The following is a 19,546-nucleotide window of genomic DNA, read 5'->3' as shown; positions in this document are numbered from 1 at the left end:
TCCCCGCATGATGGCCAGGGCCGCGAATTGTCATAATTATGTCATAAACAGGTCAGGTCGAGGCGCAAGCCGCAAAGATCGACAGGGACGCCTTGGCTGGGTTGTCCACAGATCGGTCTTCTTCCGCTCTATTGCGCGAGACCAGCTTGGCCATCCTGCTGATCGCTGCCCCAGATATGACGCATTCACGGAACTGGTTGGTCGGTTTTCGCGTTGCACTTGCCACAGCAGGGAGCGCCGTCATGACCAGCCATTCACATGTCCGATCCCGCCGCGTTCTCGCGGCCGTCGCCTTCGTGGTCATGGCGCTTGCGGCAACCGAGGCGATAGCACAGGCGACAACAGCGCCGGCGGGTGGCGACAATTGCACAGGCGCGCCGTCTTCGACCGGAACCGGCGCCAATCCAAACCATGGCAGCGCGTCTCTGACCGAACGGTTGGACAATTGTAACGGTGTCCTGGCTCCACCCGCCACGGGTGATGGCGGCCTTGTGGCGCCCGCGCCGAATGCGGGCGAAACGCCTGTCATCAAGCCGGGACAACTTCCTTCGAACACGCCATCAGGCGCCAGCCCGGGCTAGGCACGTCTTCTGTCGGCGCTGCCCCTGCGCGAAAGCGCAATGCGCGAAACAAGGGTTGTCCGTGTCAGCCTGGTTCTGACCTCGGGCGTGACAGGTCCAGGATTTGACCACGAGTATGTGTGGCGCGGCCGAAGAGGCGAAAGCGGGCGTGCCAAAGGATGTATCGGCATCTGGCGAGAGGGTGAGGACATGGCAAAAACCGGCTTAGTGCCCAGCGACAAGGACGTTCACATCGATGTCGCTCATGAAATGACCTTGGCACAGGATGTGGGACGCGGGCGGCAGGCCGACCGTCCCCACGACATTCCGATGCGTGGCCTGAAGGATGTGTTCTGGCGCGTCTTTCATGAGGTTTCGGACGACCGTGTCACGCTGATTGCTGCAGGTGTCACCTTCTATATGCTGCTGGCCCTGTTTCCAGCACTGGGCGCTTTGGTCTCTCTTTATGGGATCGTGGCAGATCCGCAGTCGATCGGCTCTTCGATCGGCTTCCTCTCCAGCGTTCTGCCTGCCGGAACCCTCGATATCATCCTCAACCAGCTCAGCGCCCTGACCGCGCAGAAGACGTCTGCGCTCAGCGTCGGCTTCCTGGTCGGTCTCGCCGTCGCCCTGTGGAGCGCGCATAATGGTACGCTCGCGCTCTTCGATGCGATGAATGTCGCCTATAACGAAAAGGAGAAGCGCGGCTTCGTGAAGCTGACGCTGATGTCTTTCGCCTTCACGCTCGGCTTTCTGGTGATCGCCATGGCCGTAGTGGCGCTGATTGGCGTCATGCCGGCCGTACTTTCCTATCTTTGGCTCGACCGCTGGACAGAACTCCTGGCGCGCATGCTGCGCTGGCCGTTCCTCCTGGTCATGGTCTCCGCCGCTGTCGTCATGGTCTATCGCTATGGCCCAAGCCGGGAGCAGGCAAAGCTGCCCTGGATCAGCTGGGGTGCCGCCTTTACCACCCTGTCCTGGCTGATCGCCTCGCTCGGCTATTCCTATTACATCGACAATTTCGCCGACTATAATGCCACCTATGGCACGCTTGGCGCCCTGATCGGCTTTATGATCTGGACCTGGATTTCGGTCATCATCCTGATCGTCGGAGCAGAGATCAATGCGGAGCTGGAGCATCAGACGGCGCGCGACACCACGACGGGCCAGGCCCGCCCGCTGGGTCAGCGTGGCGCTTATGTTGCCGACACGGTGGGGAAAGCGAGCGAGTAACGGCTAAAAAACCGAAAACCCGGCGACGGCATTCAAGCCGACACCGGGTTTTCGGTCTCCTCCCAGGCATCTTGCAAATCCATTCAAACGCAAAGCTGCCGCAGAAGCATGATTGATCTTGCCGTCAATGCTTGTCGGTCTCGCGCATAGCGTCTTCGTGATACCAGCAATGGTCGATGAACGGCGCAATCTCCTTGGCCACCGTCATGCGGGACGCAGGAGGCTGTACGCCGCGTTCGCGGCGAATGCCTTTGACCGGAAATGGGATAACGGTAGCGCCGGCCGATATGCCGGGCATGTGCTCAACTGTTTTCATGGGGCTCCTCACACTTCCCACTCCTCATGTGCCCAATATTTGCGCCGATTGACTAAAAATCAATCAGCATCCCTGTCCTATTTGAAGGTTTTTTGACAGTGGGTGGGGCCAGAAGAGTCTAGGAAGACAAAACGCCCAAAGCGGCGCCAGAGTTCCTGCCAAAACCGTGCTCAAGTGCACAGCCATTCGGCTCGGCCGTCGGGTTTAAGGATTTCTTTATTCGATCAAGGAGATGGGGCGCCATCTCTTGTGAAACACGGCCGACAGCCCTTGGCGCGGATTCTTCGGTAAAGAAGGAATGACGGATCGGCGGCTGGAAAAATCGTGTCGGCAACGCGGTCTGGCACGCAAAATGCATTCTCTTGTTTGTGGAAGCGGTGGCGGCCGTTCGCGCGGCACGCCCTTTCTGAATGTGCAGTTTGCAGCACCACACGTGATGAGAGATAGACCATGACAAAGTATAAGCTCGAGTACATCTGGCTCGACGGCTACAAGCCGGTCCCGAACCTCCGCGGGAAAACGCAGATCAAGGAATTCGATGCGTTTCCGACGCTCGAGCAGCTGCCGCTCTGGGGCTTTGACGGCTCGTCCACGCAGCAGGCCGAAGGCCACAGCTCCGATTGCGTGCTGAAGCCCGTCGCCATCTATCCCGATCCGGCCCGTGCCAATGGCGCGCTGGTCATGTGCGAAGTCATGATGCCCGATGGCGTCACGCCGCACAGCTCCAACAGCCGCGCCACCATCCTGGATGACGAAGACGCCTGGTTCGGCTTTGAACAGGAATATTTCTTCTATCAGGACGGCCGCCCGCTCGGCTTCCCCGAGCAGGGCTATCCGGCTCCGCAGGGCCCGTACTACACCGGCGTCGGCTTCAAGAATGTCGGCTCCGTCGCCCGCGAGATCGTTGAAGAGCACCTCGACCTTTGCCTCGCTGCCGGCATCAACCACGAAGGCATCAATGCCGAAGTGGCCAAGGGCCAGTGGGAATTCCAGGTGTTCGGCAAGGGCTCCAAGCGCGCTGCCGACCAGATCTGGATCGCACGCTACCTGCTGCTCCGTCTTTGCGAGACCTACGGCATCGACGTCGAATTCCACTGCAAGCCGCTCGGCGATACCGACTGGAACGGCTCGGGCATGCATTGCAACTTCTCGACCAAGTTCATGCGCGAAACCGGCGGCAAGGAGTATTTCGAAGCTCTGATGGCTGCTTTCGCAAAGAACTGGAAAGAGCACATCGATGTCTACGGTCCGGACAACCATCTCCGCCTGACCGGCAAGCACGAGACCGCTCCGTGGAACAAGTTCTCCTACGGCGTGGCTGACCGTGGCGCCTCGATCCGCGTGCCGCATTCCTTCGTCAACAATGGCTATAAGGGCTATCTGGAAGACCGCCGTCCGAACTCCCAGGGCGACCCCTACCAGATCGCTTCGGTCGTTCTGAAGACGATTTCGGAAGTTCCGACCGCCGATTACGCTTCGGCCGCAGCCTGATCCTCCCGAGATGGCGCCGGTTTTGCCGGCGCCATCTGTCTTTCTGTCGATCGTCTGCGCTTTGATTGCGCCTCATGCCGCGCGCCCGGGGCTTATCGACGATCTCGACCTCCTACTCCTCGTGCACCGTTTCCTCGTCGATATCGCCACATGCGATGACGCTGCCGCTTTTGACGGGCTGTGTCGGCCGTGGCTGAGGACGGATTTTCCAAGCGCGATTTTCACGCCGCCTCCGCCATCTTGAAGATGCCGCGCAAGATCATGTTATCGCGTGAGGATCGCAGCATGCGGCCGCAAAGAATGCGCCGCATGGAAACAAGGCCGAAAGCGCAGACGCACAGACGGCCTTTGCCAGCCCGGTAGGATGATCAGGCAGTCAGCCCTTTCAGATAGGGCAGCACTTCCACCGCACCGTGATAGCACATGGTCACCGCGACATAGAGAATGACGGCGAGGCCGACATAGGCGATCCAGCGGTGGCGATGCAGCAGGGATGCCACGAGGTTGGCGGCAAGGCCCATCAGCGCGATCGAGATCACAAGCCCGATCACGAGTACGGTCGGATGTTCCTTGGCGGCACCGGCGACCGCAAGCACATTGTCGAGCGACATCGACACGTCGGCAATGACGATCTGGGTCGCCGCCTGAAGAAAGGTCTTCTTCACATGGGTGCCTTGCTGCTCCAGGTCCGACATCGACGCGTGGTCGTCGGCTGAGCGCAGTTCGCTCCACATCTTCCAGCAGACCCAGAGCAGAAGAACGCCGCCGAGAAGCTGAAGGCCGACAAGGCTCAGAAGCTCGACCGTGACGGCCGCAAAGGCAATCCGCAGCACGGTGGCCGCGCCGATACCGACGAGGATCGCCTTCTTGCGCTGCTCCGTCGGAAGGCCGGCCGCGGCCAGGCCGATGACGATGGCATTGTCGCCGGCCAGAACGAGATCGATGGCGATGACTTGGAGAAGGGCGGTGATCCCTTCAGGGGTCAGGAAATCCATGGAAAAGAGCCTTGCGCATCCAGTGGCCGTGGAGGGCCGCATCCGGGAATCTATCGGAAGGATCGATCGGCGCGCGTCGATATGTATCGCCACGCGAGAGCAACCGCAGGAACATGCCATGGCTGATAAACACCCTCAGGGCAAGGCCGCACACGCTTCTGAGAGCGTAAATTCGATATGCCTAAAACAAGTATAGTTTCATTTAGATATGTGTATAATTCAGAACATGCTAAACTAAATATTACCGGAAATCGACATCAGAAAGATCGCCTTAACCATCTTTCAAGAAATCGCTGCGATATTCCATCTCACAGGACGGGTTCGGGCCAGCTAAAGCGGAGATCTGCTGAGCATCGAAGGGGCATGAAGCCATATCGTCGTGACCGGTAAGTAATGTAGTCCGGTATGTCCCCCCGTGTTTCTGGTATCTTTGAGGGACAATGTTATGACAAGCATCATCACCAACTCAGCCGCAATTGCCGCTCTTTCGACCCTGCGTACGATCAGCTCCAATATGGAAACGACACAGGGTCATATTTCTTCCGGCTTGCGGGTTCAGTCGGCGTCGGATAACGCCGCCTACTGGTCGATCGCGACAACGATGAAGTCGGACAACAAAGCGCTCAGCGCTGTTGCAGACGCTCTCGGTCTGGCTGCCGCCAAGACCGATACCGCCTATACCGGCCTCAACACCGCGGTCGATGTGGTTACGCAGATCAAGGCAAAGTTGGTCGCCGCGCGCGAGCCCGGCGTCGACAAGGCCAAGATCGAAAAGGAACTGACCGAACTGCGCAATCAGCTGCTTTCGACGGCGCAATCGGCATCTTTCTCGGGAGAGAACTGGCTCTATAACACCTCGAGCACGGCTCCGACCACGAAGACCATGGTTGCGTCGTTCACGCGAAGCGCGTCGGGCAACGTTTCCGTCGGGACGATCGGCTTCGACACCTCGACGTCGACGCTGATCGATACGGTCAGCGCTGCCAATGGTCAGCTGACCAAGGCAGTGACCGGTACCGGCACCTATGTCAACGGTGCCGCAACCACCACTGGCACATACTTCCTGGTCAATGCCAACAGCACGACCTCGGCCGCAGGCTCGCTCGTCTCGATCTCTTCGCTGACGACCGATGCCCAGATCGAGCAGATGCTGAGTGCCGTAGACACGATGCTGGGGAGCCTCACCAATGCGGCGGCCAACCTCGGTGCGGCCAATGCGCGTATCGATCTGCAGAACACCTTCATCAACGACCTGCGTGACACGATCACCAAGGGCGTCGGTCGACTGGTCGATGCAGACATGAACGAGGAATCGACGAAGCTGAAGGCGCTGCAGACTCAGCAGCAGCTGGGTATCCAGGCGCTTTCGATCGCGAATTCGAGCTCCGACAGCGTACTTTCTCTCTTCCGCTAATCTCCAGCGGATAGATCCTGAGGCCAGGCCGCGCTCCGCAAGGGGCGCGGCCCGATTTTTTTGTGCGCTTCGCAAGACAGGCCTGCCTCACACAGGCCGTTGGCCTCATGGCCGCACAATAAAGCCCGCTGCCTGCACAGCGCGAAGGCTCTGCCGGCAGCGGGCGATAGGGCGGGATGACGGGCCAACTGGGCCGGGATATTCAAAGAGCGCAGTTCACCCCGATCAGACCTCGTCTTCAGAGAACGAAGTCGTCCACATACATCTTGGTCACGCCTTTGACCGCGATTTCGAAATCGGCGCGGCCATCGCCATCGACGTCGCCAGACAAGATGCCCTTGGAGAAGCGCAGTTCGCCTGCTTCGCCCGAGAAGCTCTTGGCGCCGATGAAGCTGAAGGACTGGTCGCCACTCGAATAGATGTCGGCATCGATCGACTTCAGGTCGATCAGGTCGCCCTGCTTGGCCTTGAAGTCGAGGATCACGTCGCGGTTCTTGCCGACAACGGAATCGTCGATCGAGTCGAACTCGAAGGTATCGGCGCCGGCTTCGCCCTTGAGATAGTCGCTGCCGCGCCCGCCAACGAGAATGTCCCGTCCCGCGCCGCCGAACAGATCGTCATCGCCCGATCCGCCGAACAGGTCGTCGTCGCCACCGAAGCCCTTGAGAATGTCGTCGCCGCCGAGACCCTTCAGGACATTGGCCTTGTTGTTGCCGAAGAGATCATCTGCCGAGGCCGTGCCGGTCGCGTTTTCGATGTTCTTGAGGATTTCGACGCGACCCTTGGTGATCGTCGCCTTGCCCTTGGCGAGATCGACGGTCACGCCGAGGCCGGCGGAGCTGTATTCGTCCTGGATCTCGTAGCTGATCGTATCGTTGCCATTGCCGCCGTCGAAGTAGTTCTTGAAGCCGACGGAATAGAAGGTGTCGTTGCCGTCGCCGCCGAAATAGTCGCTAACTTGGCCGTTGACTTCGAAGACGTCGTCGCCAGCGCCGCCATAGACCTTGTCAAAGCTCTTGGAGGCATAGGCCTTGATGTCGGCGAGATAGTAGTCATCGCCGGAGCCGAGCTCGATATAGTTGCCGCCTTCGAAATTGTTGATCACCTTGTCATTGCCGGTGCCGGCGAAGACAGTGTTGAACCCGCCGTCGCGGTCGGTGATATCCAGCGTGATCGTGTCGCGGCCGCCATAGCCGTAGATCGTCACGGCGGCGAGATTTGCATCGCTCTGATAGATTGTGTCGTCGAAGTCGGTTCCTTCGATCGTCGCCATGGTTGATCCTCCTTGAGCAGTTTGTTTCGATGGCGCCAGAATGCGTCGCATCTCCTGAACTGAAACTGAATTAAATATGGCTTTTCAGTGATAGTTCGTTAACGCAAACAGGCTGCCACGTTAACTTTGGCTTACAAGGCGAGGTAGTCCGTCACCGCCACGCCGACGATCCGGCCTTCTGCGTCGAAGGTGATGGTTTCCTCGCCCTCCCGCTCTAGGGGAGCGCCGGTGACGGCGTCGGTCGCCCGCAGGCGCCAGACGGAGCGGGCCGCGAAGGGCGAGACCGCCTCCACCAGACTGTCCTCAGCCACCTGATCCGGATATTGCGCGAAATAGCGGCGAAAGGCCGCCATGATCGCCGCCTTGCCCTGTAGACCGCCGACCTTGCCGGAGGAATAGACGGCCTCTTCGGCAAAGGCGGCTTCTATGGCCGCAAAGTCGAGCGCGTTGATCGCGGCGTGAAAGTCGATCAGGCGTTGCACGGGGTCAAGCATCAAGAGGTCTCCAGGCTTTAGATCGATGGATCAGACGGCAAAACCGTATCGTGCGAGATCGGCGCGCAGCGTCGGCGCATCGATGAAATGCACCGCCTGCCAGCCGGCGGCACGCGCGCCTTCGACATTGGCGAGGGCATCGTCAATGAACAAGGTGGCGGCAGGGTCGAGATCGAAAGCCTTGGCATGTGTTTCGTAAATCGCGGCATCCGGCTTAATCAGGCGGATTTCGCCAGATACAGTCACCCCACGCGCCAGCCTCAGAAAGGGAAACAGCGCAAGTGCTTCCTGAAACGTGTCGGCGGCGAAATTGGTCAGCAGGGTCACGTCATGGCCCTGGTCGATCAGGGCCTTGAGAATGGCGACGCTGCCATCATAGGCATGCGGCACCATCTCCGGCCAATGGGCGCGAAAGGCACGGATCTCGGCTTCGCGCTCCGGATGGCGCGCCACAAGTAGGTCTTCCGCCTCGCGCCAGCTGCGGCCGCGGTCCTGCTCCAGGTTCCAGTCGTGGGTGCAGATATTGGCGAAGAACCAGGCGCGCTCCTGCGCATCCGGAATGATCCGCTGGAACGGTAGGTTTGGATCGTAATGGATCAGCACCTTGCCGATATCGAAAACGATGTGGCGGATCTCGGTCATCATGGTCCTTCCTGCGAGTCGAGAAGACGATCAAGCGCGGTTTTACCGACTTCTGCCGCGGGCGAAAGAGCGCAGGTGCAAGGGCGGCGACTTTGCCTGAGGCCTCCTGTCGCTCGCGGATCCGATGATCGGAAATCAGGGGCTCAGCGCGTCGGGAAAGGCCAGTGCGATCGCCTTTTTCATCACCGTCGGCAAGGCGGCGCCGGAAAGGCTCGCGGCGGGCTCCCACCAGCCATCATTGCGCCTGAGCGCGGCGAGATCGCGCGCGCTGTAGACGCTTAGCTGCAGCTCGAAATGGGTGAAGACATGGGTGACGGTGCCGCAGGCCTGCCAATCGGCGGAAAAGGGTGCGGCACTGAGGCCGGTTTCGCCATCGACCCGCGAGGTCCAGGCACTGTTCGGCACTTCGCTCATGCCGCCGAGCAGCCCGCTCTCGGCGCGCTTGCGCAGGAAGATCGCGCCGGCTTGATCGCGCGCTACGAAGGCCGCCCCCTTGCGCACCGGCTTGTCCTTCTTGGCCGCCTTGCGTGGATAGCTTTCTACGGCTGCGCCCGAGCGGAAGGCAAGACAGTGGTCGTTCAGCGGACAGAGCGCGCAGACAGGGCGGCGAGGCGTGCAGATGGTGCTGCCGAGATCCATCATCGCCTGGGCGAAATCGCCCGGCCGCTGTTGAGGCGTGATGCTGGCGGTCAGCGCGCGAAAAAGGCGTTTGGCTGCCGGCAGGCTGTCCTCCACCAGAAAGAGACGGGAGACGACCCGCTCGACATTGCCGTCGACCACGGCACTCGGCCGATCGAAGGCGATCGCCGCTACGGCTGCGGCCGTATAATCTCCGACCCCGGGCAGGGCACGCAGGCCATCTTCCGTATCGGGAAAGCGGCCGGCGTGATCGCGTGCGACAGCTTCGGCGCATTTCTTGAGATTGCGGGCGCGGGCATAGTAGCCGAGCCCCGCCCAGGCCTTCATCACCGCATCCGTCTCTGCCTCGGCCAGATCCTCGACGCGCGGCCACAGCGCCAGGAAACGCTGGAAATAGGGGATGACGGCCTGCACCGTGGTCTGCTGCAGCATGACCTCCGACAGCCATACGTGATAGGGATCGGCACGGCGGCCTTGCTGCCCCTCAGCCGGCGAAATGCGCCAGGGAAAGCTTCGATGATGGCGGTCATACCAGGCGAGCAACAGCGGCGCGACCGCCGCCGTTTCCGGAATGGTCGGATTCGGACAAGAGGCAGACGGGGGCGGGGAGAGGTCGGGTGGCGTGCGCATGGTTTCGCGCCTATACTTGGCGGAGAGCGCGCGACGGTTCAAGCCATGGCGCGCGGAATCGATCGCAAAGAGCGGAATGCGCCATCGGCAGGCAAGTAGGTTCTGACAAAAGCATGGCCCTGCCGGGAAACCGTCGGCAGGCCGAAGCATTCTCTCGACAGGTGGTGGACCCGTCTCTGGAAGTGCAAGGCGGACCGGACAAGGCGCCCGCTTGAAGGGGCTGGCGGTCCGAGAAGGCAGGCGTGTGCAAACAGCCCGGTTTGCGAAACGGCTCGGTTGAGAATGGGCCTTGGAGACGATGTGACGACAAAGAGCCCACAGCGCGGGGTCGCGCAGATCAGCGAGATCGCCAACGGGATCATCGATCCGGTTCTGGCGCGGCGCGCCGGCATCAATACCTTTCTTCTCGGTGCATGGGACGAGATCGTCGGCGATGAATTCGCCCGGTCCAGCCGGCCGGAGAAGATCGCCTGGCCCCCGCGCGAGCGTGACGCATCAGGCCGGGAGAGGCAGCGGCCGGGCACGCTGGTGGTTGCCTGCGAAGGTGCGCAGGCTTTGTTTCTCGGCCATGCCAAGGGCGAGATGATCGAGCGGATCAACAGCTTCTTCGGCTTTCCTGCCATCGCCCAGGTGCGCATCGTGCAAAAGCCCGTTGCGCTCAACACGCGGCCGACCCGGCGACTGCGCGTGCTCGACCCCGCCTCCAAGGCGGAGCTCGAAGACATGGTCTCCGGCGTCGAGGAGGGCAAGCTCAGGGATGCCCTCCGACGGCTCGGGCGCGGTGTGCTGGCAAAGCGCTAAAGGCAATATCGTCTACACTTGCCAAGCCCGGCAGATTGCCGCACAGACGCGCATCAGCGGAGGCGCATATGAGCAGAGTTATCGAGATCCTTTCCTATCGGCTGAAGCCCGGCACAGGCCAGGATTTCTTTGAGATCATGAGCACGGTGAGCGTTCCGCTGCATCAGGGGCAGGGTATCGACGTTGTTTGGCATGGCCGGTCTCTCGACCACGAGGACGGCTATGGACTGATCCGTGCCTTTGCCGATCTGGACACGCTGGAAGCACAGCAAGCGGTCTTCTATGCCAGCGAGGCATGGCGGGCTGGTCCGCGTGAGGCGATCATCGCGCGGATTGACACAAGCGCGAAGCTCGTCCTGTCGGTCAGCCATGCCGCGATCGAGGCCTTGCGCTGCCAGGGCGCCTCTGCCGCCATTGGCTGATCGAACGCTTAGCGCCTGCGATGCGCAAAAGGCCGCCGCAAAGCAGTGCGGAAGCCTTCCTTTCGCCGCAGCCATGAGTCACGAATCTTTGAGCCTTGCGCTGCGCGGGCCTCTTGTGAGGTCTTGAAAGGCGCTATATCGCAAGGCCAGCCCCTTTTGTTCCGAAACAGGTGAACCCGATGTTTCTTTCCGCCGTCCGTTCTTCCAAGCGCCTGAGCGCCGGCGTCGCGCTCTGCGCGGCGATGCTCGTGCTGGCCTCCTGCAGCGACGAGAAGAAGGAAGAGCAGGCGAGCCCGGCCCCGGCCAGCCCGGCTGCCGCCACCAGCGACGCCACGCCGGCCGCAACGCCTGCGACCCCGGGCGCAGCGCCTGCGACCCCGGCCGCACCCACTGCCTCGAGCAATGCATCCACCGCGGCCCCCGCCGCCTCCACGCCGGCCCCCGCTCCGGCAGCAACGGCGCAGGCGCCTTCGACCCCTGCCGCCGCGGTCGATGTGCCCAAGCCCGATGGCGAGGTCGATATCGCCAAGCTGATGGCGCCGGGTCCTCTGCCGGAAATGGCTGTCGGCAAGGCGGATGCACCCGTGACGATCGTCGAATATATGTCGATGACCTGCCCGCACTGCGCCCATTTCCACAACACCACCTTTGACGCGGTGAAGCAGAAATATGTCGAAACCGGCAAGGTTCGCTTCATTCTGCGCGAATTCCCCTTCGATCCGCGTGCGGCAGCTGCCTTCATGCTCGCGCGCTGCGCGCCTGAGGGCCAGTATTTCCCGATGGTCTCCATGCTGTTTCGCCAGCAGACGCAATGGGCTGCCGCCGAAAACGGCCGCGAGGCCCTGCTGCAGATGTCCAAGCTTGCCGGCTTTACACAGGAAAGCTTCGAGAAGTGCTTGACGGACCAGAAGCTTCTGGACGATGTGAACGCCGTCATGCAGAAGGGTGCCAAGGAATTCGGCGTCAACGCCACGCCCACCTTCTTCATCAACGGCAAGCGCTACTCCGGAGACATGTCGCTTGAGACCATCTCGGCTCTCGTCGATCCGCTGCTCTGACCTGTCCGATCCGAAAGAGGCATGCGACGGGCGCGTTTTCGCGCCCGTTTTCGTTCTTGCCCTTAGCCGGACGGCGTGCCCAAGCGGAAGCGAGGTCGCATGAGGTTCACCAAATTGCGGCTCGTCGGCTTCAAGTCCTTCGTGGAGCCCTCCGAATTCGTCATCGAGCGTGGCCTGACCGGCGTCGTCGGGCCGAATGGCTGCGGCAAATCCAATCTGGTCGAGGCTCTGCGCTGGGTCATGGGCGAGAGCTCCTACAAGAACATGCGCGCCTCCGGCATGGACGACGTCATCTTCTCCGGCTCGGGTAGCCGCCCCGCGCGCAACATGGCCGAGGTCGGCCTCTTCCTCGACAATAGCGACCGCACCGCACCGGCCGGCTTCAACGATTCCGACGAAATCCAGGTGACCAGGCGGATCGAGCGGCAGAACGGCTCCGTCTACCGCATCAATGGCCGCGAGGCGCGGGCGCGGGACGTGCAACTGCTGTTTGCCGATGCCTCCACCGGCGCGCGCTCTCCCTCCATGGTCGGCCAGGGGCGTGTCGGCGAACTGATCAATGCCAAGCCGCAGGCGCGCCGTCAGCTTCTCGAAGAAGCGGCCGGCATTTCCGGGCTGCATTCGCGCCGCCACGAGGCGGAGATCCGGCTGCGCGCCGCCGAAGGCAATCTCGAGCGGATGGACGATGTGCTGGGCGAGCTGGAAGCGCGCATCGAGGCGCTGAAGCGACAGGCTCGTCAGGCCGGCCGCTTCAAGACGCTCTCCTCCGACATCCGCCGCGCCGAGGCCATGCTGCTCCTCATTCGCTGGAGTGAGGTGCGTGCTGCCGAGCGGGAGGCCGACGACCTCGTCAAGACCGAGACGGTGGTAGTGGCCGAACGCGCCCAGGCGCAGATGGATGCGGCAAAGGAGCAGGCGGTCGCCGGGCTCAAGCTGCCGGCGCTGCGCGAGGAGGAAGCCGAGATCGCAGCCCGTCTCCAGCGCGCGCAGATGGCCCGCACGCAGATGGAAGAGGATTTTGCCCGGCTCATGCGCCGGCGTGACGAGTTGCAGCACCGGCTGGCCCAGATCGAGGGCGATCTTGCGCATGAAGCGCGACTGATCGCCGACAATGATGCCGCTCTTGCCAGACTGGAAGATGAGGAACGTCTGCTCCACGAGAGTCTCGCAGATGCCGATCTTCGAGATGACACGGCCCGAGAGCTGCGGGATGAGGCTGCAACAGAGCTTGCAACAGCAGAGGCGGAGCTCAGCCGGCTGATGGCCACACGCGCGGCGGCGGATGCGGCGCGCGCCGAACTCGACCGCAGCGCCCGCGATCTTGACCATCGCCGCCAGAAGCTCGCTGACCAAATGGCCCGCGTCGAAGGCGACATCGAGCGGCTGGACCGCACGCTGGCGGCCCGGCCGGACCCTGAACGGTTCCGCGAGCGTGTGGCCGAAGCAACCGAGGGGCTGGAGGCTGCCTCTGCGCTGACAGGCGCTGCCGAGGCGGCATTGGCCGAGGCGGAGCAGGCGGAAAGCGCCTGCAAGCTGCCGCTCGACGGGCTGCGCCAGACCCTGGGCGCGCTGGATGCCGAGGCGCGCACCATCCGCGCCATGCTGGCTGCTGGCGCCCCGCCGGAAGGCATCGCCCCGGTTCTCGATTCCATCGTGGCCGCGCGCGGTTTTGAAACGGCCCTTGGCGCCGCACTTGGTGAGGACCTGGAATCGCCGCTGGACCGCGCAGCGCCCGCCCATTGGCGTCTGCCGGGCGACCCGGCGGACGATCCGGCCTTGCCGCCGCCCGCCGCGCCGCTGTCGGATCATGTCGACGCACCGGAAGCGCTCAGCCGACGGCTTCGGCAAATTGGCGTGGTGGCGGATGCCCAGACCGCTGAACGGCTGCAGCCCTTGCTGCGCTCCGGCCAGGTTCTCGTCACGCGCGAAGGCGCCGTCTGGCGCTGGGATGGCCATGTGACGGGCGCCGATGTTGCCGGGCCGGCCGCGTTGCGCCTGGCGCAGAAGGGTCGGCTGGCGGAGGTCGAGGCGCAATTGGCGGACATCAAGACCGCGCGCCAGACGGCGGAAGAGGCGCTGAGCGCTGCGAGCACGGCCCGCGCCGCTGCAACTGCCGAGGCCCGCGCGGCGCGCGAGGCTGAGCGGGAGGCTGTTCGCACGCTTTCATCCATGCAGGATCTGCTTGGCAAGGCCGAACGCGAGGCGGGGGAGGCATTACGCCGCCGCGCCGTTCTGGCCGAGAGCCGCGCCCAGCTTGCCGCCCAGGATGGCGATGCGGCCGCACAGGAGGCTGCGATCTTGGCCGCCCGTGCCGACCAGCCGGATCTTACCGAACTGCTGGCCGCGCTCGAGCGCCAGTCCGCCAATGTTGGAGAGGCGCGTCAACGCGCCTTGCTGGCCCGCGCCGCCTATGACGACCAGGCACGCAAGACCGCCGGAAGCCACCAGCGGCTCTCTGCGCTGTCGCAGGAGCGTGCTACCTGGCGTGCACGGGTAGAAAGCGCCGGCCGGCATGGCGATGAGCTTGCCCGCCGGCGACGTGAGACTGAAGAGGAGCTGGCCGGCCTGGCCGAGGCGCCGGACGCTTTCGAGATGCGTCGGCGCGCGGCAATTGCCGAGATCGCAGGGCTGGAAACGGCGTGCCGGGAGGCCGCCGAGCGTTTGGCCCTGGCCGAGGAACGCCAGCGCCAGGCCGATCGGGCAGCGACCGACGCGCTGGCCGCGCTGGCCGAGGCGCGCGAGAAGCGCGGCCGTGGCGAAGAGCGTCTGCTCTCTGCCCGCACGCGCCGGGCCGAGATCGAGGATGCAATCAGCACGGCCTTCGACTGCCCCGCCCACGAGATCGCGCGCTTTGCCGGCCATGTCGAAGGCCGGCCCTTGCCGGAGATGCGGCAGGTGGAGCGCGAGCTGGATCGTCTGAAAAGCGAGCGCGAGCGGTTGGGTGGTGTCAATCTGCGCGCGGAAGAGGAGCAGGCAGAGCTTTCGGAGCGATTGGCAACGCTGCTCAAGGAGCGCGAGGACGTCATCGATGCCGTGCGCAAATTGCGTTCGGCAATCCAGAGCCTCAACCGAGAGGGGCGCGAACGGCTGATGACGGCCTTCGAGGTCGTCAACACCCAGTTTCAGCGGCTGTTTACCCATCTCTTCGGCGGCGGCACGGCCGAGCTGCAACTGATCGAGAGCGACGATCCGCTGGATGCAGGCCTCGAAATCCTCGCTCGGCCGCCGGGAAAGAAGCCGCAGACGATGACGCTGCTGTCGGGCGGTGAGCAGGCGCTGACGGCGCTTGCCCTGATCTTTGCCGTGTTCCTCACCAATCCCGCGCCGATCTGCGTGCTGGACGAGGTGGATGCGCCGCTCGACGACCATAATGTCGAGCGCTACTGCAACTTGATGGAGGAGATGGCGGGCCTGACCGAAACGCGCTTCGTCATCATCACCCACAATCCCATCACCATGGCGCGCATGAACCGGCTGTTCGGCGTGACCATGGCCGAGCAAGGCGTCTCACAGCTCGTCTCCGTGGATCTGCAGACCGCCGAGGCGCTGCGGGATGCCGGCTGAGCGCTTCGCTGCCGCCCGCTTCTGCCTCATGTCTGCGACCGATACGCATCGCCCCTCGCGCCAGTCTTGCCCTTTCTGCTGCGTTGCAACATAATTCCTTCGGCGCTGCGATTTTCATTCAGGACGGAATGGGTTAGCGTCCCGTTCGGGAGAGAGGCAGGCCGCCGGCTCGTCAGGGTCGGCTGCAGGCAGGGTTGCCAGCCGCATCATGAGCGGCGGGCAGGGGGCCCACGGCGCCGAACGCAGGCGCCAGAGGCCTTCCAGGGTGGAGACGGGCATGACGAAGTGGGTCTATGGTTTCGGCGGCGGTGCTGCCGAGGGCCGCGCATTGGACATTGAGATTCTTGGCGGCAAGGGCGCCAACCTCGCCGAGATGTGCACGCTGGGCCTGCCGGTGCCGCCGGGTCTCACCATCGTTGCCCAGGCCTGTGGCGAATTTCTCAAGGCCGGGCGATGCCTGAACGATGCGCTCAAGGCCGAGGTGATGGCCGGCATTGCCCGCATCGAGGCGCTGACCGAGCGCCGCTTCGGCTCCAACGACCGGCCGTTGCTTCTGTCGATCCGCTCCGGCGCGCGCGCCTCCATGCCGGGCATGATGGATACGGTCTTGAACCTTGGCCTCAATGACGAGACGGTCATGGGCCTCGCGCAAGATGCCGGCGACGAGCGCTTTGCCTGGGACAGTTACCGTCGCTTCATCCAGATGTACGGTGATGTGGTCATGGGCCTTGGTCATGATTTGTTCGAAGAGATTCTCGAGGATGAGAAGGCCCGCTTCGGCCGCGAGCAGGAGCCGGAGATGACGGCTGCCGAATGGCGCTCCGTCGTGGCCCGCTACAAGGATGTTATCGAGGAAGAGACCGGCGCGCCCTTTCCGCAGGCGCCGGATATCCAGCTTTGGGGTGCGATCGGCGCCGTCTTTTCCAGCTGGCTCAATCCGCGCGCGGCCACTTACCGCATGCTCCACACGATTTCGGAAGCCTGGGGAACGGCTGTGAACGTTCAGGCCATGGTCTTCGGCAATCTCGGCAATAGCTCGGCGACAGGCGTGGCCTTTACCCGCAATCCCTCCACCGGCGAGAACCGCCTTTTCGGCGAATTCCTCGTCAATGCGCAGGGCGAGGACGTGGTCGCCGGCATCCGCACGCCGCAGAACATCACCGAGGCCCAGCGCATTGCCTCCGGTTCGGAAAAGCCCTCGCTGGAAAAGCTGATGCCGGAGGCCTTTGCCGAGCTTTCCGCCATCTGCCACCGGCTGGAAGCGCATTATCGCGACATGCAGGACATCGAGTTCACCATCGAGCGCGGCCGGCTCTGGATGCTGCAGACCCGCACTGGCAAGCGCACGGCCAAGGCAGCGCTGAAGATCGCGGTGGACATGGCGCAGGAGCGGCTGATTTCGCGCGACGATGCCGTGGCCCGCATCGATCCCGCCTCGCTCGACCAGGTTCTGCACACGACCATCGATCCCCAGGCCCGCCGAACGGTGATCGGCTCCGGCCTGCCGGCCTCGCCGGGAGCTGCGACCGGCGAGATCGTCTTTTCCTCCGAAGATGCCGTACGCGCCCAGAAGGAAGGCCGTGACGTCATCCTCGTGCGGGTGGAGACCAGCCCGGAGGATATTCATGGCATGTCGGCGGCCGTCGGCATTCTGACGACGCGCGGCGGCATGACCAGCCATGCCGCCGTTGTCGCCCGTGGCATGGGCCTTCCCTGCGTCACGGGCGCGGGAAACCTCCGCGTCGACCTGCGCAACGGCCTGCTGATCGGCGGCGGTCTCTCGCTGAAGGCTGGCGAGATCATCACCATCGATGGATCCTCCGGCCAGGCGATCAAGGGCGCAGTGCCGATGCTGAAGCCCGAACTCTCCGGCGATTTCGCCCAGATCATGGAATGGGCTGATGCGGCGCGGCGCATGCGCGTGCGCACCAATGCCGATACGCCGGCTGATGCCCGCACCGCCCGCGCCTTCGGTGCGGAGGGGATCGGCCTCTGCCGCACCGAGCACATGTTCTTCGAGGGCGAGCGCATCAATGTCATGCGCGAGATGATTCTCGCGTCCGACGAAGCGGGTAGACGGGCCGCTCTCGGCAAGCTCCTGCCGATGCAGCGTTCGGATTTCGTCGAACTGTTCTCGATCATGCACGGCCTGCCGGTGACGATCCGCCTGCTCGACCCGCCGCTGCACGAATTCCTGCCCAAGGCCGAGGACGAGATCGCGGAGGTGGCTGCGGCCATGGGTCTGTCCCCGCGCGAGCTTTCCGAGCGGATCGACGCGCTGCACGAGTTCAATCCCATGCTCGGCCATCGCGGCTGCCGGTTGGCGATCTCCTATCCCGAAATCTGTGAAATGCAGGCCCGCGCCATTTTCGAGGCGGCGGTGGAGGCGGCGCGCCAGACGGGCGCCGCCGTGGTGCCCGAGATCATGGTGCCGCTGGTCGGCCTCAAGGCCGAACTCGATTATGTCAAAGCCTGCATCGATGCCGTGGCGCGCGAGATCATCGGCGCGGCGGGCCTGTCGATTGACTATCTCGTGGGCACGATGATCGAACTGCCGCGCGCGGCCTTGCGGGCGCATGTCATCGCCGAGTCGGCGGATTTCTTTTCCTTCGGCACCAACGACCTGACGCAGACGACCTTCGGCATTTCCCGCGACGATGCGGCCCAGTTTCTGGAAACCTATCTACGCAAGGGCATCATCGAGAAGGATCCCTTCGTTCAGATCGACTATGACGGGGTCGGCGAACTGATCCAGATCGCCGCCGAGCGTGGCCGGCGGACCAAGAATGCGCTGAAGCTCGGCATTTGCGGCGAGCATGGCGGCGATCCGACCTCGATCCGTTTCTGTGAGGAGCGTGGCCTGGATTACGTCTCCTGTTCGCCCTTCCGCGTGCCCATTGCCAGGCTCGCCGCCGCGCAGGCCGCCATCACGGTGCCGAAGGTGGCGTGACGTTTCGGACCCTCATCGACGAACCCTTGATGTGAATGAGGGCTGCAGGATACCCTTCTGTTTGATCCATGATCTGCTCGATCCTCGTTTCACCCCGGCTGGATTATGCTCTAAGGGATCGGTAGCCCGCCACGGATTCGCCCGCCCATGAAAATCGTCTATGAGCGTCCTGTCTCGCTTGCCGCCCTTTGGGCGCGGCGGATCGGGCGCTTTTCCGCCGGCCTGTTGCTCGTCACCGGCCTTGCCCATTGGGCGCATGCGGTCGAAACGCCTGAGATGATCGCGCTGGCACTGCTCTCAGCCGGCCTTGCCGCGCTGGCAGCCATTCTCGCGCTCACCGGCTTCGTGCGGCTCTGGCAGGTGGCCGCGGTCGGTGGCGTGGCAGCATTTGTTGGCCTTGTCTATGCGCTGATCCCGCTGTCGGTTGTCGGCTACGGCCTGTTTCGCTTCATGGATCGGCCGGCCTTGATCGAGGTGACGACCGATGCGACCGAGCCGCCGCCCTGGATCGCGCCGCCGGCCGCCCGCCAGGGCTGGCTGCCTCATGCGCCTGTGCCCGATCAGGCCGCGCGCCAGGCCGAGGCCTATCCCGCGCTGACCGGCCGACGTTATGATGGCGCGCTCGACCGTGTCTTCGCCGGCGTGAAGACGGTGGCGGCGGCCTCAGGGCTGGCAATCACCGCCGAGCGCGGCACGGAAAATGCCGAATCCGATCTAGAGGATGCACCGGCACAGCCGCAAGCCGGACCTCCCGCCGATGCCGACATCGGCAATGTGCCCATTCCCTCCGCGCGGCCGGAACCTCTGGCCCAAACCCTGATGCCGGGGCAGAGAGCGAGCGACATTCTTCTTCAGGGAGAATGGCGCAGTTTCATGGCCGCGATCCCCTTCGACGTGGCCATACGGCTGCGTGAGGAGGCCGAAACCACCTTTGTCGATATTCGTGTGTCGGTTCGATACGGCCCGCACGATCTCGGCTTTGCCGCAGCCTTTGCCGAGCATTTCCTGCGCGCGCTCGATGCAGAGCTTTTGGGCATTGCCGGCGGGTGATGCCAGCCTGATGC

General features: G+C 63.3%; 16 protein-coding genes. 10 read left to right on the top strand and 6 right to left on the bottom strand.

The window, feature by feature from the left end; genetic code table 11:
- The first annotated feature begins 242 nt into the window (after positions 1-242).
- Together BMX61_RS04625 and BMX61_RS04620 are read left to right on the top strand one after the other, a co-directional pair.
- Positions 243-581 (top strand): hypothetical protein, encoded by a 339-nt coding sequence (locus BMX61_RS04625; protein ID WP_075629056.1) that lies wholly within the window; start codon positions 243-245, stop codon positions 579-581.
- 249 nt (positions 582-830) lie between these two features.
- Positions 831-1,793, top strand: coding sequence for a YihY/virulence factor BrkB family protein (locus BMX61_RS04620; RefSeq protein ID WP_075629217.1), 963 nt, complete (start codon positions 831-833; stop codon positions 1,791-1,793).
- A gap of 124 nt (positions 1,794-1,917) precedes the next feature.
- Here the strand turns inward: BMX61_RS04620 and BMX61_RS04615 are convergent, their stop codons facing one another.
- Positions 1,918-2,109 carry a DUF2735 domain-containing protein gene (locus BMX61_RS04615; protein ID WP_075629055.1) on the bottom strand — a complete coding sequence of 64 codons (192 nt, stop codon included), beginning with the start codon at positions 2,107-2,109 and terminating at the stop codon, positions 1,918-1,920.
- Positions 2,110-2,559: 450 nt separating this feature from the next.
- Here BMX61_RS04615 and BMX61_RS04610 point away from each other — a divergent pair, with 450 nt between their 5' ends.
- Positions 2,560-3,600: a glutamine synthetase beta-grasp domain-containing protein gene (locus BMX61_RS04610; protein WP_075629054.1), complete on the top strand. Its 1,041-nt coding sequence runs from the start codon at positions 2,560-2,562 to the stop codon at positions 3,598-3,600.
- Positions 3,601-3,968: 368 nt separating this feature from the next.
- Here the strand turns inward: BMX61_RS04610 and BMX61_RS04605 are convergent, their stop codons facing one another.
- Positions 3,969-4,595: a TerC family protein gene (locus BMX61_RS04605; RefSeq protein ID WP_075629053.1), complete on the bottom strand. Its 627-nt coding sequence runs from the start codon at positions 4,593-4,595 to the stop codon at positions 3,969-3,971.
- 445 nt (positions 4,596-5,040) lie between these two features.
- Here BMX61_RS04605 and BMX61_RS04600 point away from each other — a divergent pair, with 445 nt between their 5' ends.
- Positions 5,041-6,009, top strand: a complete 969-nt coding sequence (locus BMX61_RS04600; RefSeq protein ID WP_075629052.1) for a flagellin N-terminal helical domain-containing protein — start codon at positions 5,041-5,043, stop codon at positions 6,007-6,009.
- A gap of 238 nt (positions 6,010-6,247) precedes the next feature.
- On the opposite strand, the gene BMX61_RS04595 is transcribed toward BMX61_RS04600, so the two are convergent.
- From BMX61_RS04595 to mutY, 4 genes are all read right to left on the bottom strand, one after another.
- Positions 6,248-7,282 carry a calcium-binding protein gene (locus BMX61_RS04595; protein ID WP_075629051.1) on the bottom strand — a complete coding sequence of 345 codons (1,035 nt, stop codon included), beginning with the start codon at positions 7,280-7,282 and terminating at the stop codon, positions 6,248-6,250.
- A 131-nt stretch (positions 7,283-7,413) separates the two neighbouring features.
- The gene (locus tag BMX61_RS04590; RefSeq protein ID WP_075629050.1) at positions 7,414-7,776 is read right to left on the bottom strand and encodes a nuclear transport factor 2 family protein; all 363 of its coding nucleotides are present in this window, start codon (positions 7,774-7,776) and stop codon (positions 7,414-7,416) included.
- A 30-nt stretch (positions 7,777-7,806) separates the two neighbouring features.
- Entirely contained in the window at positions 7,807-8,421 is a 615-nt protein-coding gene (locus BMX61_RS04585) for an HAD family hydrolase (RefSeq protein WP_075629049.1), read from the bottom strand.
- Between the two features lie 132 nt (positions 8,422-8,553).
- Entirely contained in the window at positions 8,554-9,687 is a 1,134-nt protein-coding gene (gene mutY / locus BMX61_RS04580) for an A/G-specific adenine glycosylase (protein WP_075629216.1), read from the bottom strand.
- A gap of 282 nt (positions 9,688-9,969) precedes the next feature.
- Between mutY and BMX61_RS04575 the strand changes: the two genes are divergently transcribed.
- From BMX61_RS04575 to BMX61_RS04550, 6 genes are all read left to right on the top strand, one after another.
- The gene (locus tag BMX61_RS04575) at positions 9,970-10,488 is read left to right on the top strand and encodes a DUF721 domain-containing protein (RefSeq protein ID WP_075629048.1); all 519 of its coding nucleotides are present in this window, start codon (positions 9,970-9,972) and stop codon (positions 10,486-10,488) included.
- Positions 10,489-10,556: 68 nt separating this feature from the next.
- A complete protein-coding gene (locus BMX61_RS04570) occupies positions 10,557-10,910 on the top strand; it encodes an NIPSNAP family protein (RefSeq protein WP_075629047.1) in 354 nt (117 codons plus the stop codon).
- Between the two features lie 179 nt (positions 10,911-11,089).
- On the top strand, positions 11,090-11,968 hold the full coding sequence (locus BMX61_RS04565; RefSeq protein ID WP_075629046.1) for a DsbA family protein: 879 nt from the start codon (positions 11,090-11,092) through the stop codon (positions 11,966-11,968).
- A gap of 99 nt (positions 11,969-12,067) precedes the next feature.
- Entirely contained in the window at positions 12,068-15,532 is a 3,465-nt protein-coding gene (locus BMX61_RS04560; RefSeq protein ID WP_075629045.1) for a chromosome segregation SMC family protein, read from the top strand.
- A gap of 277 nt (positions 15,533-15,809) precedes the next feature.
- On the top strand, positions 15,810-18,482 hold the full coding sequence (gene ppdK, locus BMX61_RS04555) for a pyruvate, phosphate dikinase (RefSeq protein ID WP_075629215.1): 2,673 nt from the start codon (positions 15,810-15,812) through the stop codon (positions 18,480-18,482).
- Positions 18,483-18,629: 147 nt separating this feature from the next.
- Complete coding sequence (locus tag BMX61_RS04550; RefSeq protein ID WP_075629044.1) at positions 18,630-19,532, top strand: DUF1499 domain-containing protein; 903 nt, start codon at positions 18,630-18,632, stop codon at positions 19,530-19,532.
- Positions 19,533-19,546: the final 14 nt, after the last annotated feature.

Source organism: Xaviernesmea oryzae, from assembly GCF_900109605.1.
GTDB lineage: Bacteria > Pseudomonadota > Alphaproteobacteria > Rhizobiales > Rhizobiaceae > Xaviernesmea > Xaviernesmea oryzae.
The sequence above is the reverse complement of the archived record's forward strand: the minus strand, read 5'-3'. Positions and strand labels throughout refer to the sequence as shown.

Excerpts from the sequence above, each read along its gene's own strand:
- BMX61_RS04625 (WP_075629056.1), top strand. The coding sequence starts at position 243 with ATGACCAGCCATTCACATGTCCGATCCCGCCGCGTTCTCGCGGCCGTC.
- BMX61_RS04620 (WP_075629217.1), top strand. The coding sequence starts at position 831 with ATGACCTTGGCACAGGATGTGGGACGCGGGCGGCAGGCCGACCGTCCC.
- BMX61_RS04615 (WP_075629055.1), bottom strand. The coding sequence starts at position 2,109 with ATGAAAACAGTTGAGCACATGCCCGGCATATCGGCCGGCGCTACCGTT.
- BMX61_RS04610 (WP_075629054.1), top strand. The coding sequence starts at position 2,560 with ATGACAAAGTATAAGCTCGAGTACATCTGGCTCGACGGCTACAAGCCG.
- BMX61_RS04605 (WP_075629053.1), bottom strand. The coding sequence starts at position 4,595 with ATGGATTTCCTGACCCCTGAAGGGATCACCGCCCTTCTCCAAGTCATC.
- BMX61_RS04600 (WP_075629052.1), top strand. The coding sequence starts at position 5,041 with ATGACAAGCATCATCACCAACTCAGCCGCAATTGCCGCTCTTTCGACC.
- BMX61_RS04595 (WP_075629051.1), bottom strand. The coding sequence starts at position 7,282 with ATGGCGACGATCGAAGGAACCGACTTCGACGACACAATCTATCAGAGC.
- BMX61_RS04590 (WP_075629050.1), bottom strand. The coding sequence starts at position 7,776 with ATGCTTGACCCCGTGCAACGCCTGATCGACTTTCACGCCGCGATCAAC.
- BMX61_RS04585 (WP_075629049.1), bottom strand. The coding sequence starts at position 8,421 with ATGATGACCGAGATCCGCCACATCGTTTTCGATATCGGCAAGGTGCTG.
- mutY (WP_075629216.1), bottom strand. The coding sequence starts at position 9,687 with ATGCGCACGCCACCCGACCTCTCCCCGCCCCCGTCTGCCTCTTGTCCG.
- BMX61_RS04575 (WP_075629048.1), top strand. The coding sequence starts at position 9,970 with ATGGGCCTTGGAGACGATGTGACGACAAAGAGCCCACAGCGCGGGGTC.
- BMX61_RS04570 (WP_075629047.1), top strand. The coding sequence starts at position 10,557 with ATGAGCAGAGTTATCGAGATCCTTTCCTATCGGCTGAAGCCCGGCACA.
- BMX61_RS04565 (WP_075629046.1), top strand. The coding sequence starts at position 11,090 with ATGTTTCTTTCCGCCGTCCGTTCTTCCAAGCGCCTGAGCGCCGGCGTC.
- BMX61_RS04560 (WP_075629045.1), top strand. The coding sequence starts at position 12,068 with ATGAGGTTCACCAAATTGCGGCTCGTCGGCTTCAAGTCCTTCGTGGAG.
- ppdK (WP_075629215.1), top strand. The coding sequence starts at position 15,810 with ATGACGAAGTGGGTCTATGGTTTCGGCGGCGGTGCTGCCGAGGGCCGC.
- BMX61_RS04550 (WP_075629044.1), top strand. The coding sequence starts at position 18,630 with ATGAAAATCGTCTATGAGCGTCCTGTCTCGCTTGCCGCCCTTTGGGCG.